We start from the raw sequence: 14393 nt of genomic DNA, 5'->3' as shown, positions 1-14393 counted from the left end.
TCCCACGGAGATTCGATATTGAACGGACTTAGCATCTCGCCAACTCAAAAAGGCGAGAAAGACCTCGGCGCGGAAGCGATGCGACGCAGCCGCGGAGGCCTGATCGCGGTCGGCGCCGCAAGTGCGCTGGTCAACGTGCTCTATCTCACCAGCTCGTTTTTCATGCTGCAGGTCTATGACCGCATCATACCGAGCCGCAGCATCCCGTCGCTGATTGCGCTCATCCTTCTGGCACTATTGCTCTATGCCTTCCAGGGGGCCTTCGATCTCGTGCGCGGTCGCATTCTCGTCCGGATATCGGGTGTCTTCGACGAGGTGATGAGCCGTCGTGTGTTCAAGGCGACGCTAAAGGCGCCGCTCAAGGGCAAGGTGGCCGGTGACGGCCTTTCCCTATTGCGGGACTTCGATCAGGTTCGCAGCTTCCTTTCCAGCCCCGGCCCCTCAGCCTTTTTCGATTTGCCCTGGGTGCCGCTTTATGTCGGCATCTGTTTTCTGTTCCATCCGATCATCGGCATCATTGCCATCTGCGGCGCGCTGATCCTGATGGCGCTGACCTATCTGACGAATAGAAGCTCGCAGGCTTCGGCCAAAAAAGCCTATGAACTTGCGACCGAGAGAAATGCACTTGCAAGTGCGGCGCAGCGCAATGCAGAAGTGGTCCAGGCCATGGGTATGGCCGACGAACTCGCCGACAGCTGGTCTGCACGCAACGATACCTACCGCGATGTTCAATCCGGCAACGCCGATACGGTCAATGGCTACTCGATTGTATCCAAGATCTTCCGCATGGCGCTGCAGTCGGGCGTACTTGCCGCCGGTGCCGTGCTGGTTATCGAAAACCTGGCCTCCGGTGGCGTCATCATTGCTGCTTCGATCCTGACATCGCGAGCACTCGCACCTGTCGAGCAGGTGATCGCCAGCTGGAAGGGCTTTGTCTCAGCCCAGCAATCTTGGAAGCGGCTGCGCCAGACATTGGCCTTGCTGCCCGAGACAGTTTCGCCGCTTGAGCTGCCTGCGCCATCTCGCGAGCTTGCCATCGAGGCGATGTCGAGTGGTGCCCCCGGCAAGCAAGAGCTCATCGTGCAGGGCGTCAGTTTCACGCTGCGGGCAGGGAACGCACTCGGCGTCATCGGCCCGAGCGCCTCGGGCAAATCCTCGCTGGTGCGTGCTATCGTCGGCCTTTGGCCGGCATATCGCGGGTCGGTGCGCCTCGATGGCGCAGCACTCGATCAATGGGATGATATCTCGATCGGACGCCACATCGGCTACCTGCCGCAGGATGTGGAACTCTTTGCCGGCACCGTCGCCCAGAATATTTCCCGCTTTCGCAGCGATGCGCAGGCAGCAGAAATCATCGCGGCAGCCCGCAAGGCCGGGGTCCATGAGCTGATCCTGCGGCTGCCGAAGGGTTACGAGACGGAAATAGGGGCGGGCGGCTCCATGCTTTCGGCCGGCCAGCGTCAACGCATCGCCCTTGCTCGGGCGCTCTATCGCGATCCCTTCCTTGTCGTGCTCGACGAGCCGAATTCCAATCTGGACATTGACGGAGAGTCGGCGCTCGCCGGCGCGATCTTGAGCGTTCGCCAGCGCGGCGGCATCGTCATTGTCGTTGCTCACCGGCCAAGCACACTCTCCAGCGTCGATCTCGTGCTGGCAATGCGCGAGGGGCAGGCGCTCGCGTTCGGGCCGAAGGATCAGGTACTCGCCAAGGTGCTCCGCGCCGATAATCTGACGGAGCAACCGAGACATGGATCGCTGAAGGTTGTCGGCGATAATCAGGAGCAGGGCCGATGATGAAGAAGTCGCAACACTCGCTGAACCGTCACATCCTATCCGTCTGGGTCCTGTCTGTCGCCCTTGTCGGCGGCATGGGAGGCTGGGCCGCCTCGACGTCGCTTTCCAACGCCGTGGTCGGGCACGGCACCGTGATTATCGACCAGAACGTGAAGAAGATTCAGCACCTTACGGGCGGTATCGTGTCGGAACTGATGGCAATGGAAGGGGGGCACGTCCAGGCCGGCGACGTCCTTCTGCGGCTCGACAGCACCTCTGTGAAAGCCAATCTCGCCATCATCGACAGCAATCTTGCCCAGCTCTATGTCCGTCGCGCTCGCCTTCAGGCTGAACGCATCGGCGCAACGGAATTCTCCGCCGACGATATTCCCGCAAATGAGCTGGATATCGACGTCAGCAAGAACCTGGTCGACGGCGAGATCCAGCTTTTCAATGCCCGCCGGTCGTCACTGGTCGGGATGCGCAAGCAGTTGGAAGAGCGCAAGGCGCAGCTCGCCGAGGAGATACAGGGCGATACGCTGCAACTCGCATCGATCGATGAGGCGACCAAGCTCGTCGATCAGGAATATGATGCCGCCGCCAAGCTTTACGACCAGAAGATCGTTACGATGCAGAAGGTCAACGGCCTCAAGCGCCAGCGTGTCGAACTCGACGGCAATCGCGGCGAGCGGCTGTCTTCACGGGCGCAGGCGGAGGGCAAGATCGCCGAGATCAACCTGCAGATATTGCAGCTCGACGAAGATCGCAGGACCGAGAATTCGAAGGATCTGACGGATGTCGAGGCCAAGACTGCCGAAATGCAGGAGCGTCGCATCGCGGCCGTCGACCAGATGAATCGGCTGGAGCTGCGCGCACCGATGGGCGGTCGCATCTATCAACTGACAGTCCATACCGTCGGCGGCGTTGTCAATCCCGGCGAGGTGTTGATGCTGCTGGCGCCGGATCAGCGCGACTTGACCATCGAGGCGAAGATTGCCACACGCGATATTGACCAACTCACGCTCGGCCAGAAAGTCGATATCCGTTTCAGCGCCTTCGATCAAAAAACGACACCGGAGGTGCAGGGCGACGTCGTATCGATTTCGCCCGATGTCGTGACCGAGCAGCGCAGCGGCACCGATTATTACCCCGTGCGCATCAAGCCGGAACCGGCGAGCTTGCAAAAACTCAGCAACATGAAGCTTTACCCCGGCATGCCGGCAGAGGTCTTCATCAAGGTCGCGGATCGCTCCGTCCTTTCATACATGACCAAGCCGCTGATGGATCAGATCAGCCACACGTTCCGCGAAGAGTGAATTTCCCTGCAAGAGCAGGGCGGCGGATCATATTTGCAATGGCTGTGCCGGGGCGTTACCGCCCCGGCATATGATGCCGATCAGGCGGCCTTGGCGACCTCGCCATGCGGGTCGAGAACGAATTTCGTCGCGGCACCCTGGTCGAAGCTCTCATAGCCCTGGGCAGCATCTTCAAGCGAAATCACCTTCGCATTGACAATGTCGGCGATCGGCAGCCGGTCATGCAGGATCGCCTGCATCAGCTGGCGGTTATATTTGATAACAGGCGTCTGACCGGTGTGGAACGACTGCGCCTTCGCCCAGCCAAGGCCGAAGCGCAGAGAGAGGCTACCATGTTTGGCCGCATTGTCCACTGCGCCCGGATCTTCGGTAACGTAGAGGCCGGGAATGCCGATGGAGCCGGCGGCGCGGGTGATCTCCATCATCTGGTTCAGCACGATCGCCGGCTGTTCGCCGCCCGAATGTCCACGCGCTTCGAAGCCGACGGCATCGATCGCGCTGTCCACTTCATTGGTGCCGACCACCTGCGCGATCATATCTCCGAGCCGGTCGCTTTTCGAGAGGTCGATGGCTTCGAAGCCGACACGGCTGGCATGGGCGAGGCGGTCCTTGTTGAAATCACCGATCATCACTACGGCCGCGCCGAGGATACGGGCGGATGCCGCCGCCGCAAGGCCGACCGGGCCGGCGCCTGCAACGTAAACGGTCGATCCGACGCCGACCCCGGCTCTGACGGCACCGTGGAAGCCCGTTGGAAGGATATCGGAGAGCATGGTGAGATCGCGGATCTTGGCCATCGCCTTGTCGCGGTCGGGTAATTTCAAGAGGTTGAAATCGGCATAGGGGATCGTGACATAGCGGGCCTGACCGCCGATCCAGCCGCCCATGTCGACATAGCCGTAAGCGCCGCCGGCGCGCGACGGATTGACCGTCAGGCAGACGCCGGTGTCCTGTGATTTGCAGCAGCGGCAGCGCCCGCATGCCACATTGAAGGGCACCGACACGATGTCGCCGACATCGAGCATTTCCACATCGATGCCTTTTTCGATGATCTCGCCGGTGATTTCGTGCCCAAGCACGAGGCCTGGCATTGCTGTGGTACGCCCACGGACCATATGTTGGTCCGAACCGCAGATATTGGTGGAGATGACTTTCAGGATGACGCCATGTTCGATACGACGGCCATCAGGCGCCTCGAGTTTCGGATCGTCGATGTCGCGGACTTCCACCTTGCCGGGCCGCAAATAGACGACGCCACGATTCTTGCTCATTTCCGTCTCCTCCGTTGAAATCAAGGCAACGCGCCGGCAGCTCCTCCCGCGGCGTTTGCCTGTTATAGAGTAGACTAGAAAGATCCGAGCGCCGTCCCGAAAGCGACGCCTTGCAGGCGGAAACCAGCAAAACAGGACCAAAGTGCATTCGCGCCGATGCGGTCCGGCCACCCACCTTGGCGGACCCGGAGGCAGGTGGCCTTTCCCCGCCAGGTGGGGTGTCTCCTGCCGAGGCGCCGCGTTAGCATCGCCCTGACAGATACGATATCAAAACAACGGCTCCCTTTTGACGTGACTTCCGCTATAGTTGCAGTGACAGAGCCTGGGGGCGATCATGACGCAACGCGGCCGTGCCTTCGCAGACATCGTCTACACCATTTTGATCGTGGAAAAGACCTATCCGGTAGGCGTGGTTGCCACTGCATTGGGCATGAACTACGCCGCTTTTCACTCGCGCCTGATCAACAGGACATGTTTCTCCGCTGACGAAATCCAGAATCTGCTGGAAGTCGTGCCCGATCCGCGTCTCGCATCCTATCTTCTCGAGAGAAGTACGTTTGTTGCCGCCGAGCGTTCTTCCGGCGCAGAACAGGCAGAGCCTATCGCGTCGTTGCAAAGAGGTGCAACGCGCGTGGTTATCGAGGCGACTGACGTGCTCGAACTGGTGGATGCCGCATTTGCCGGTGGTGGAATGGATCACCGCAAGCAACGACTGGTGCTCAAGGAGATCGAGGATGCGGAGAGGGCGCTCGCGTCCCTTCGTCTCGGCCTGAGTGGAACCTACACCGATCAGTCCTTGCGCATCAGCAGGAGATAGCCTTCACCTTCCTCATCGAGCGAGAGCATCGCTTCGATGAGCGAGAGGCGTGTCTCTTCCAGAAAGGATTTCCAGGCACCGCTGGCCGTGGCAAGCTGCCGATCGACCGAAAGAAGACGAAGCTTTAAAAGGTTCTTTTCGCGCACGATGCGCGCATATTCCCGGATAGGATGAGAATGATCGGATGCCATGCGAAGACCAGTGAAATTCGGTCAGGCATCTAGGCCGGTATGATGTTGGTCGGCCATCAAAACGACGTCGACAATTTTACGTCGCCAAAACGGTTCGTCAATCGCAGCGGACGAAACAGGAGGGGATCCCGACGCACGCGGCCGCCTTCGGGATCCTGCCTGAAGCGCGCTGGGCCTATCGTACCGCTGCGGGCAGCACCTCGAATTTCCAGAACTTGTCCGGCTGGAAGTAGGTCGTGGCAAACTGGCGGATATCCTCGGCGGTGACCTTGTCGTAGCCACTGAGATTATCGCGTATCCGCTCCAGGCGGCGAGGGTCCGTTTGAGCGCCGTTCAAATATTGCACCCAATATTCGTTACTCTGCTGCTGGTGCTTCAATGTCTCGATAATCGGCGCTCGGGCACGCATAAGTTCGTCCGGCGAGACATCGTTTGATCTGAGATCGGCAGCGATCTTGTCCACGAGCGCATAGAAATTCTCGATCTTGGCCGGCGTCGTTTCGACGTAGAGATAAGCGTAGCCATAGCCGGGAATGTCCCATGAAAGGTCCATGGCGCCCTGCGGACTGTAGGTCGCGCCTTCGGCCATGCGGAACTGATCTATCAGCCTGTTTTCGTAGATCTGGGCAGCGACGTTTGCGACAAAGCCCCGCTGCATATCTGAAAGCATGTCGCCGATCGGAGCAGCGACGATGGCCGCCGCATTATCGGCTCTGCCGCTATGTGTCCGCATGACCGGTTTTTCAGTGCGCGCGGGGAAATGCACTTCGTTTGCCGCATTGCCCGGTGTCGTATCCGCGCGGGCCGGCAACGTACCGAAGGTTTCCGCCGTCCGGCGGATTGCCTCGTCCGCCGTTATATCGCCGACAATGGTGATATCGATCGACGCCGTGGAGATATGGGGCCGGAACAGTGCTTCGAAATCTTCCAGCGTCGTGGCGGACAATTGCGCCCGGTCCGGGAAGGTCCAGCGCGGATCGCCGGAATGCACGAGGCCGGCAAAATCGCGACTGATGACGGCGCCCGGCGTCGCCTCATACTGATCGAGGTTGTTTAAATAGGCTTGCTGGACGCGCTTGAAAACTTCAGGTCGGTAAGCCGGATCGGATGTGTAGGCGGTCATGATCTGCAATTGCGTCGCAAGATCCTCCGTCTGCGTCTGACCGGTGAACTGGAAGGAGCTGTCGTCCACGGAGAAATCGATACCCGCGATGTTGGCCGCCAGCGCTTTCTGCAAATCCGGATAATCCATCGCCTTGGTGCCGGAGAGGACGACGGCTGGCGATGTCCAGATCGGCAGGGGACGGTCGTTCGGCAGATCCAGCCGGCCGCGACCGAGATCCTCGCGCACCAGCACTTCGTTGGCGCGCAGCTTGGTCGGTTTGACGGTGAGCCGCACGCCGTTGGCAAAGCGCACCATGGTCAGGCCGAGATCTTCGACAACGCGTCGTTCGACGACCGTGCCTGGCTCGCCAAAATGCGTATAGGGCCAGACGACGGTCGCCGCGCTTGACGGCGCCGTAACCGGAACGGCGAGGGAGGCGTCATAAGCCTGCCTGATATCCCCGGCACCGCCCTGCGGCGCTTGCGCTGTCTGCAGCACGAGCTGCGGACCGTTGCCGGAGAAGACATGCGCGAGGGTTTGGTTGACCTCGGCTGCTGTGAGGCCTTTCGTCATGGTCTCGAACATTGACAGATCTTCCGCAGGTGAGGTGAAGACCTGATTGTTATCGACGCTGCTCGCCAGCATGGAAGCGATATCGGGGCTCGCGCGTGTCGCAGCACCGGCCGCAGCGGCCTGCAGAAGCGAGCGGTATTCGATGATTTCGCGATCGATCTCTGCCTGCTCGGCGCCGAATTGCTGGAAGCGGCGTTGCTCCTGGTCAATGGCGGCCAGTGCGGCCTGCCATTTAAGCGGCGCGGAATTCGCCGCGATGACGACGATATGGGCGGAATTGAAAAGATCCTGGGAGCCGACGGCGGCGCTGATAAAGGGCGCATTGGCCCTGTTGGCCATGGCGCTCAGCCGGCGTTTGAGCACCAGAAGACCAAGATCCTCGACCAGCTGCTGCCGGCGCTTGGCGGAAGTGTCAGGCGAAGCGTCATAGGGGCGCGTCCAGGCGATCTGTACGCTCGTTGTGCCGCCCGGAACCGCGATGACCTCGGCGCTTTCGCCTTTCGCCTTCAGTGTGCCGAGATCGGGTTTTTGCGGCTCAGGACGGGCGGCCTTCCAATCACTGAAGCGTTGCCTGATCTCGGTCTCGATTGCGGCCGGGTCGATATCGCCCACTACGATCAGCGTGGCGCGATCGGGCCGGTAGTTGGTGTGGTAATAGTCACGAAGCAGATCGACTGGCGCATTGCTGATGATATCGACCTTACCGATCGGCGGGCGCAGGGTCGCACGCTGGCCGGCGAGCAGGGAGTTCGTGACGCCGATTGCTGCGCGATATTGCGGCGTGTCACGCAGCCGCTCTTCCGACAGGATGACGCCGCGCTCACGATCGAAGGCGCCGGCATCGAGTGTCAGCTCGCTTGCCGTCTCGCGCATCAGCATCAGGCCGGTAGAAAGCGTATCGGCATCGACCTCGGGAAGATCGAGCGAATAAACGGTCTCGTCATATGAAGTGTTGGCGTTGGTGTCCGGCCCGAAAGATAGGCCCTTGCGCTGCAAGATGCGGATCATCTCTCCTTCAGCGACATGGGTCGAGCCCTTGAAGGCCATATGTTCGAGGAAATGCGCCAGCCCTTGCTGATTGTCGTTCTCGTCGAGCGAACCTGCGCCGATGCGGAAGCGGATTGCAGCCTGTCCCGGCGGCGTAGCGTTGCGCATGATCGCAAACCGCATGCCGTTTTCGAGCGTACCGAAGTGGATGCCGGGTTCCGCCGGCAGGTCACTGTGCGTCTGTGGCCAGGGCGCGGACGGGCTTTCAGCATGGGCCGGCAGCCCTGACGTGAAGATCGCGGCAAGCGCCACCGCTGCCATGAACCGCGGAAAAATAGGGAATCTCATATGTTTAAAGCATTCCGTTCAAGTGGTGGGCATGAAGAGGGTGTGTGTGGTTGATCGAACTATCAGACAGGTTGCACCTCACATCAACGTCTATTTTCCGGGACCGATGCATCGCCATAAACATCGTCGCGGACACGTTGATCATCTTCGAGAATAGCGATCCTGCAGGTCACGCTCGCTCATCGCTATCAATCCCATCCGCAATCTCCCAGGTCATCAAAACCCGGGGAGAGTGACATTCTAACTTTGCAGGATCAGGACACCTTAACTTTGCGGCTACATACAAAGATCGCATAAGATAGATTATGGAACTAAAAGACGTACCCAAACCACTATTCAGCCGCCTGCATCTCCGGCTGCGGCCATCGCAGCAGCGCTTCCCGTCCAGCATCCGTCAAGCCATAGACGCCTCTGTCGAGCCGCTCGAACCAGCCGTAGACATTGGACTGCAGGATCTTGCCTGCCTCCGGCACGCCGGCCCTGATATCGCGCATGCGCAACGGTCCTGACGTCAGCGCTGCCGCACAGCCGAGCGCCTGCTGGCGATACGCGGTCATGACTGGCGCACGCGTGCTGCCGCCGAGCGCCGGATCGCCGCGCCGTTTCTGGTGCTCGCGCATAAGCCTCGAACGTCGCTTCGGATTGGTCCGCGGCATTGGCGATACGGAACCGACGATGATGCTGACGTCGCCGGCGTCGGAAATGCCGAGCATGCCGATGCCGAGCCTGCGGCAGAGATCGCGATAGCGCTTGTCGGCTTCGCGGCCTTTGCCCCTGGCCGAGATCCGTGCCGCGATCCAGACCTCATCTGAAACGGCCGCACGGTCAACGGCCTGCAGGATAAGTTCGAGATTGAAGCTCATCTTCAGTTCGCAGACCACGACCACAGGCGGATCATCATTGCTTAAGCCGACCAGGTCGCAGCCGCCGACTTCGCCCTTGACGACGTAACCTGCCTTTTCGAGGAAGCCTTTGACGGGCAGATAAAGCGAAGTTTCCATGGGCCTGCAGATCGAAGAAACGAATCGTTCGATAATCTACATCGATCCGCTGATACGGGACACCGCATCGATGGCCATCAGCCGGATTACGCGTAATGACCGTGGATGGCCATCAACGCACCCGTTCGCAGGTTGACGGAAAACCCTCAAGACGCTAGCACGCTCGAAGCGTATTCCCGGGGGTAATTCAACATGGATATTTTCACAGCGGCCGGTTTGACGGCTCTGCTGCAGGTCATTGCTATCGACCTTGTTCTCGCCGGCGACAATGCCGTCGTCATCGGCCTTGCTGCTGCCGGCCTGGAAGCCGCGCAGCGCCGCAAGGCGATCCTTGTCGGCATTGTGGCGGCAACGGTGCTCCGCATCCTGTTCGCTTCTGTCGCAGTCTATCTTCTGGCGATTGTCGGCCTTCTGCTTGCCGGCGGCTTGCTGTTGCTCTGGGTCTGCTGGAAGATGTGGCGCGAGCTGCGTGCCGGCCACCGCGAAGACCATTCGGCCGAAGCCAGCGCACCAGCGCCGAGGAAGACCTTCTTCCAGGCTGCGACACAGATCGTCATCGCGGACGTTTCCATGTCGCTCGATAACGTGCTTGCCGTTGCCGGTGCCGCCCGCGAACATCCGAGCGTGCTGGTGCTAGGCCTCGGTCTTTCCATTGCGCTGATGGGCATCGCCGCGAACTTTATCGCCCGGCTGCTCAACAAACATCGCTGGATCGCCTATGTCGGCCTGCTGATCATCCTCTATGTCTCGCTGGACATGATCCATCGTGGATACGTCGAGATTGCGCCTTATATCGGCAGCTAAACCTCGACTTCGAAGCTCATCTGATCGAACGCCGGCACCACATGGTCCGGCGTTTGCGCCATGACCACGTCGTAGTCGAGCGGCGTGTGCATGTGCGTCAGGATCGCCCGCCTGGGCTTCAGCCGCTCGATCCAGTCCAGCGACTGTTCCAGCGAAAGATGGCTCGGATGGTAGACATATTGCAGAGCATCGATGATCAACATGTCGAGGTTCTGTAGCTTCTCCACCGTCTGTGGCGGGAAATCGCTGACATCGCTGCAATAGGCCACATCCCCGATACGGAAGCCAAGCGAATGGATCTCGCCGTGCTGTTGCAGAAGCGGCATGCAAGCGATCGTCCCGCCCCGCCCGTGGATTTCGACGGGCTTTTCCAGATCCTCGATCACGATCGGCAGTGCAATCGGCGGATAGTTGCTGCCCGGCGGCGTCTCCAGGCAATAGCCGAAGGCCTCCCGCAGTCTGTCCATGGTGAACGGTTCGGCAAAGATCGGCACGCGCCGGCGGGTGTTGTGGAAATAACCGCGCAGATCGTCGATGCCGTGAATATGGTCGGCATGCGGATGGGTGTAGAGGACCGCATCTATATGGCCGACCCCTGCCCTGATCATCTGTTCGCGGAAATCCGGGCCGGTATCGACCACGACCGCCGTCTCAGCACCATCAGCGGCGAACTGCTGGATCATGAAGGATGCGCGCGTCCGGCGGTTCTTCGGATTGGCTGGATTGCAAGCGCCCCAGTCACCGGTGATGCGCGGCACGCCGGGCGACGACGAACAGCCGAGAATGGTGAACCGCTGCCGCCGTGACACGCCGCTAGATCCTCGGCATCTTCGAAAACAGCCGGAAAGCGTTATCTGTGGTGATCCGAGCCATATCCTCGTAAGGAAGGCCGATCGTATCGGCCAATACTTCGGCCGTATTCACCACGTAGGACGGCTCGTTGCGCTTGCCGCGCCAGCGCTTCGGCGCCAGATAGGGCGCATCGGTTTCGACGAGCAGCCGCTCATGCGGAATGGTCTTGGCGATTTCGCGCAGCTCTTCCGATTTCGGGAAGGTCAGGATGCCCGAAAAGGAAATATAGCCACCGAGTTCCACACCGGTCTTTGCAAGCTCGGGACCGGCCGAGAAGCAATGCAGAATGAAGGGAAAGGCCCCCTTCCCCGTTTCCTCGGTCAGGATCGCAGCCATGTCGGCATCGGCGCTGCGGCTGTGGATGACGAGCGGAAGCTGCGTCTCCCGAGCGGCTGCAATATGGCGCCGAAAGCCGGTCCGCTGGTCCTCAGGCTTCTGCGTGTCGTAGAAATAGTCGAGACCCGCCTCACCGATCGCCACGACCTTCTGATGGGCATTGGCAAGGCGAACCAAGTCTTCCGTCTGGATATCCAGTTCGTCACCCGCATTGTTGGGATGCGTGCCGACCGAGCAGAAGACGGAAGGATATGTCTCGGTGATAGCGAGCAGCCCGTCGAGCTTGCGCACGCGGGTGCAGATCGTCACCATCTGCGCAACGCCGACCGCATGGGCGCGTGCCACGATCTCGTCGCGCTCCGCTTCGAAATCGGCAAAGTCCAGATGGCAATGCGTATCGATCAACACAGCTTTAAGCCTCCGGAGCCACGTAGCGCGGGAAGACCGGCTTCGGTGTTTCCAGCGGCGTTCCCGGCACCAGACGGCCGGCTTCGCCGAGCGCTGCGAAGTCTCTGCTGTCAGCAGGCGCGGCGACGAGATCGAGCAGCTTGCCAGCCGATTCCGGCACGAAAGGCTGCAGCAGAATGGCGATCTGGCGCACGACTTCGGCCGTTACATAGAGCACGGTGCCCATGCGCGCCGGATCGGTCTTCTTCAGCGCCCAGGGCTCCTGGCCGGCGAAATAGCGGTCGGTTTCGGAGACGACGGCAATGATCGATGCTAGTGCGCGGTGGATGAGCTGCTTGCCCATGTCCTCGCGCGTCGAGGCATGCAACGCGTCGGCCTGCGCCAGCATCGCCTTGTCCTCATCCGTCAGCGGTCCGCATTCCGGGATCTTGCCGTCGCAGTTCTTGACGATCATCGACAGTGAGCGGCTGGCAAGGTTGCCTATGCCGTTGGCGAGGTCGGAATTGATGCGCGTGCCGATCGCCTCTTCGCTGTAGCTGCCGTCCTGGCCAAAGGAGACTTCGCGCAGGAAGAAGTAGCGCACCTGATCCAGGCCGAAATGGTTCACCAGATTGACGGGATCGACGACATTGCCGAGCGACTTCGACATCTTCTCGCCCTTGTTGAGCAGGAAGCCATGGGCAAAGACGCGCTTCGGCAGCGGCAGCTTCGCCGACATCAGGAAGGCCGGCCAGTAGACGGCATGGAAGCGAATGATGTCCTTGCCGATGATATGCACATCGGCCGGCCAGTATTTCGCCCGCGGTCCGTTGCGGTCTTCGATATAGCCGGTCGCGGTGATGTAGTTCGTAAGCGCGTCGACCCAGACATACATGACATGCGAGGGGTCGTTCGGCACCTTGATGCCCCAGTCGAAGGTCGTGCGCGAAATCGACAGGTCCTTGAGGCCGGATTTGACGAAGGAGATCACCTCGTTGCGGCGCTCAGCCGGGCCGATGAAATCGGGGTTCTCCTCATAGTGCTTCAGCAGCCGGTCTTGGTATTCGGAGAGCTTGAAGAAGTAGCTTGCCTCTTCCACCCATTCGACCGGCGTGCCCTGCGGCCCGTAGCGCACGCCGTCGGCGCGCAGCTCGGTTTCGTTTTCCTGGTAATAGGCTTCGTCGCGCACGGAGTACCATCCGGCATAGGAATCCTTGTAGACGTCGCCATTCTCGGCCATCAGGTTCCAGATGTTCCGCGAGGTCTCATGGTGACGCTCCTGCGTGGTGCGGATGAAGTCGTCGTTCGAAGCGTTCAGCAGCTTCGCCATCGCCTGGAATTCACCGGAATTGCGGTCGGCAAGCGCCTGCGCCGTGATGCCTTCGGCGCGCGCCGTCTGCTGCATCTTCTGGCCGTGTTCGTCCGTCCCCGTCAGAAAGAAGACATCCTTGCCGTCGAGGCGCTGGTAGCGCGCCATGGCATCGGTCGCGATCAGTTCATAGGCATGGCCGATATGCGGCTTGCCGTTGGGGTAGGAGATCGCGGTCGTGATGTAGAAGGGGGTCTTGTCTGTCATGGCGGCCAATTCCGGCTTACTCTATAAAAATCGTCAGCCGCTATTAGCGCATGTCTCGCACAAGCGAAACATCAAGTTTCGCAGCCTCCTACGATTTCAAAGACGCGCGGTGGCGAGCTTGACTCGCGTTCTGGCGCAATCTACCCCTTCTCCCACAAGAGGGCGGGACGGAAGCAAAGTGCCATTTTTCATCGATCGGAATAGTCATGGCCGCGCGCCCTCAGAGGCGCGCATTTGACGTTCGAGCCTCTCTATTCTCTGTCCGGTCTCGTAGTGGGAGCGCTGGTCGGCATCACCGGCGTCGGCGGCGGATCGCTGATGACGCCCCTGCTCGTGCTCCTCTTCGGCGTCCATCCGGCGACGGCCGTCGGAACCGATCTTCTCTATGCTGCCATTACCAAGACGGCCGGCACTGCCGTCCACGGCATGCATGGGCGCGTCAACTGGAAGATCGTCGGCAGTCTTGCAGCCGGCAGCGTTCCGGCCGCGCTTCTGATGCTCTGGCTGATGGCCGGTGTCGATCGCAAGAGCATCGGCGTGACCAGCACCATCACCACGGCACTTGGCTGGCTTCTGGTCATGACCGCGATCATGCTCGTATTCCGCAGCCAGATTCTCGGATTCGCCCGCCGCGCCATCGGCGATCGCATGCCTCCCAAGCCGGCAACAGTCGCAGTCTTTACCATTGTTCTGGGTTTTGTGCTCGGCGTGCTCGTCACCCTGACCTCCGTCGGCGCCGGCGCCCTCGGCGTCACGATCCTGCTCATCCTCTATCCGCGGCTCGATGTGCGTGAGATCGTCGGCTCCGACATCGTCCATGCGGTGCCTCTGACGCTGATCGGTGGCATGGGATACTGGATCATCGGAGAGATCGACTGGGCGATGCTGCTTGCCCTGCTTGCAGGCTCCATTCCCGGCATCATCGCCGGCAGCCTTCTTGCGCCGAAACTGCACGAGCGCACCATCCGTATCGTGCTGGCCGTCACGCTTGCGATCGTCGCCTGGAAGTTGCTGGCCGGCTGACCAGGGCAATTCCAACAAGAGTGTGCAGCGGTT

General features: G+C 60.5%; 12 protein-coding genes. 5 read left to right on the top strand and 7 right to left on the bottom strand.

The features are described from left to right. Positions 1 to 78 precede the first annotated feature (78 nt). Positions 79 to 1794 (top strand): type I secretion system permease/ATPase, encoded by a 1716-nt coding sequence (locus FHT87_RS21385; RefSeq protein ID WP_183730980.1) that lies wholly within the window; start codon positions 79 to 81, stop codon positions 1792 to 1794. Continuing rightward, on the top strand, positions 1791 to 3089 hold the full coding sequence (locus FHT87_RS21380; protein ID WP_183729261.1) for an HlyD family type I secretion periplasmic adaptor subunit: 1299 nt from the start codon (positions 1791 to 1793) through the stop codon (positions 3087 to 3089). The genes FHT87_RS21385 and FHT87_RS21380 overlap by 4 nt, the downstream gene beginning before the upstream one ends. An 80-nt stretch (positions 3090 to 3169) precedes the next feature. Here FHT87_RS21380 and fdhA read toward each other — a convergent pair whose 3' ends face one another. Then, the gene (gene fdhA / locus FHT87_RS21375; RefSeq protein WP_183804768.1) at positions 3170 to 4360 is read right to left on the bottom strand and encodes a formaldehyde dehydrogenase, glutathione-independent; all 1191 of its coding nucleotides are present in this window, start codon (positions 4358 to 4360) and stop codon (positions 3170 to 3172) included. 334 nt (positions 4361 to 4694) lie between these two features. On the opposite strand from fdhA, the gene FHT87_RS21370 reads away from it, so the two are divergent. After that, positions 4695 to 5177, top strand: coding sequence for a phage regulatory CII family protein (locus FHT87_RS21370; protein ID WP_183729256.1), 483 nt, complete (start codon positions 4695 to 4697; stop codon positions 5175 to 5177). Here FHT87_RS21370 and FHT87_RS21365 read toward each other — a convergent pair. The 3 genes from FHT87_RS21365 to FHT87_RS21355 form a co-directional block, all read right to left on the bottom strand. After that, positions 5150 to 5368: a hypothetical protein gene (locus tag FHT87_RS21365; RefSeq protein ID WP_183729253.1), complete on the bottom strand. Its 219-nt coding sequence runs from the start codon at positions 5366 to 5368 to the stop codon at positions 5150 to 5152. The two genes, FHT87_RS21370 and FHT87_RS21365, sit on opposite strands and share 28 nt — an antisense overlap. A 175-nt stretch (positions 5369 to 5543) precedes the next feature. Beyond that, complete coding sequence (locus FHT87_RS21360; RefSeq protein WP_183804765.1) at positions 5544 to 8381, bottom strand: M16 family metallopeptidase; 2838 nt, start codon at positions 8379 to 8381, stop codon at positions 5544 to 5546. Positions 8382 to 8713: 332 nt separating this feature from the next. After that, on the bottom strand, positions 8714 to 9382 hold the full coding sequence (locus tag FHT87_RS21355) for a DUF2161 domain-containing phosphodiesterase (protein WP_183804763.1): 669 nt from the start codon (positions 9380 to 9382) through the stop codon (positions 8714 to 8716). Positions 9383 to 9574: 192 nt separating this feature from the next. Between FHT87_RS21355 and FHT87_RS21350 the strand changes: the two genes are divergently transcribed. Further along, entirely contained in the window at positions 9575 to 10186 is a 612-nt protein-coding gene (locus tag FHT87_RS21350) for a TerC family protein (protein WP_183735072.1), read from the top strand. On the opposite strand, the gene FHT87_RS21345 is transcribed toward FHT87_RS21350, so the two are convergent. From FHT87_RS21345 to metG, 3 genes are read right to left on the bottom strand one after another with little or no spacing between them, the layout of a single operon-like run. Further along, complete coding sequence (locus FHT87_RS21345) at positions 10183 to 10995, bottom strand: MBL fold metallo-hydrolase (protein ID WP_183804761.1); 813 nt, start codon at positions 10993 to 10995, stop codon at positions 10183 to 10185. The two genes, FHT87_RS21350 and FHT87_RS21345, sit on opposite strands and share 4 nt — an antisense overlap. A 4-nt stretch (positions 10996 to 10999) precedes the next feature. Next, positions 11000 to 11782: a TatD family hydrolase gene (locus tag FHT87_RS21340; protein ID WP_183735070.1), complete on the bottom strand. Its 783-nt coding sequence runs from the start codon at positions 11780 to 11782 to the stop codon at positions 11000 to 11002. Between the two features lie 4 nt (positions 11783 to 11786). Continuing rightward, complete coding sequence (gene metG / locus FHT87_RS21335) at positions 11787 to 13337, bottom strand: methionine--tRNA ligase (RefSeq protein WP_183804759.1); 1551 nt, start codon at positions 13335 to 13337, stop codon at positions 11787 to 11789. Between the two features lie 234 nt (positions 13338 to 13571). Between metG and FHT87_RS21330 the strand changes: the two genes are divergently transcribed. Then, a complete protein-coding gene (locus FHT87_RS21330) occupies positions 13572 to 14360 on the top strand; it encodes a sulfite exporter TauE/SafE family protein (RefSeq protein ID WP_183735068.1) in 789 nt (262 codons plus the stop codon). Positions 14361 to 14393: the final 33 nt, after the last annotated feature.

The sequence above is a fragment of the Rhizobium sp. BK316 genome (genome assembly GCF_014193695.1).
In the GTDB taxonomy this organism is placed as follows: Bacteria; Pseudomonadota; Alphaproteobacteria; order Rhizobiales; family Rhizobiaceae; genus Rhizobium.
Note: the sequence above shows the minus strand (reverse complement) of the source record. Positions and strands in the feature narration are given on the sequence as shown.

Excerpts from the sequence above, each read along its gene's own strand:
- FHT87_RS21365 (WP_183729253.1), bottom strand. The coding sequence starts at position 5,368 with ATGGCATCCGATCATTCTCATCCTATCCGGGAATATGCGCGCATCGTG.
- metG (WP_183804759.1), bottom strand. The coding sequence starts at position 13,337 with ATGACAGACAAGACCCCCTTCTACATCACGACCGCGATCTCCTACCCC.
- FHT87_RS21360 (WP_183804765.1), bottom strand. The coding sequence starts at position 8,381 with ATGAGATTCCCTATTTTTCCGCGGTTCATGGCAGCGGTGGCGCTTGCC.
- FHT87_RS21350 (WP_183735072.1), top strand. The coding sequence starts at position 9,575 with ATGGATATTTTCACAGCGGCCGGTTTGACGGCTCTGCTGCAGGTCATT.
- fdhA (WP_183804768.1), bottom strand. The coding sequence starts at position 4,360 with ATGAGCAAGAATCGTGGCGTCGTCTATTTGCGGCCCGGCAAGGTGGAA.
- FHT87_RS21355 (WP_183804763.1), bottom strand. The coding sequence starts at position 9,382 with ATGGAAACTTCGCTTTATCTGCCCGTCAAAGGCTTCCTCGAAAAGGCA.
- FHT87_RS21385 (WP_183730980.1), top strand. The coding sequence starts at position 79 with ATGCGACGCAGCCGCGGAGGCCTGATCGCGGTCGGCGCCGCAAGTGCG.
- FHT87_RS21380 (WP_183729261.1), top strand. The coding sequence starts at position 1,791 with ATGATGAAGAAGTCGCAACACTCGCTGAACCGTCACATCCTATCCGTC.
- FHT87_RS21370 (WP_183729256.1), top strand. The coding sequence starts at position 4,695 with ATGACGCAACGCGGCCGTGCCTTCGCAGACATCGTCTACACCATTTTG.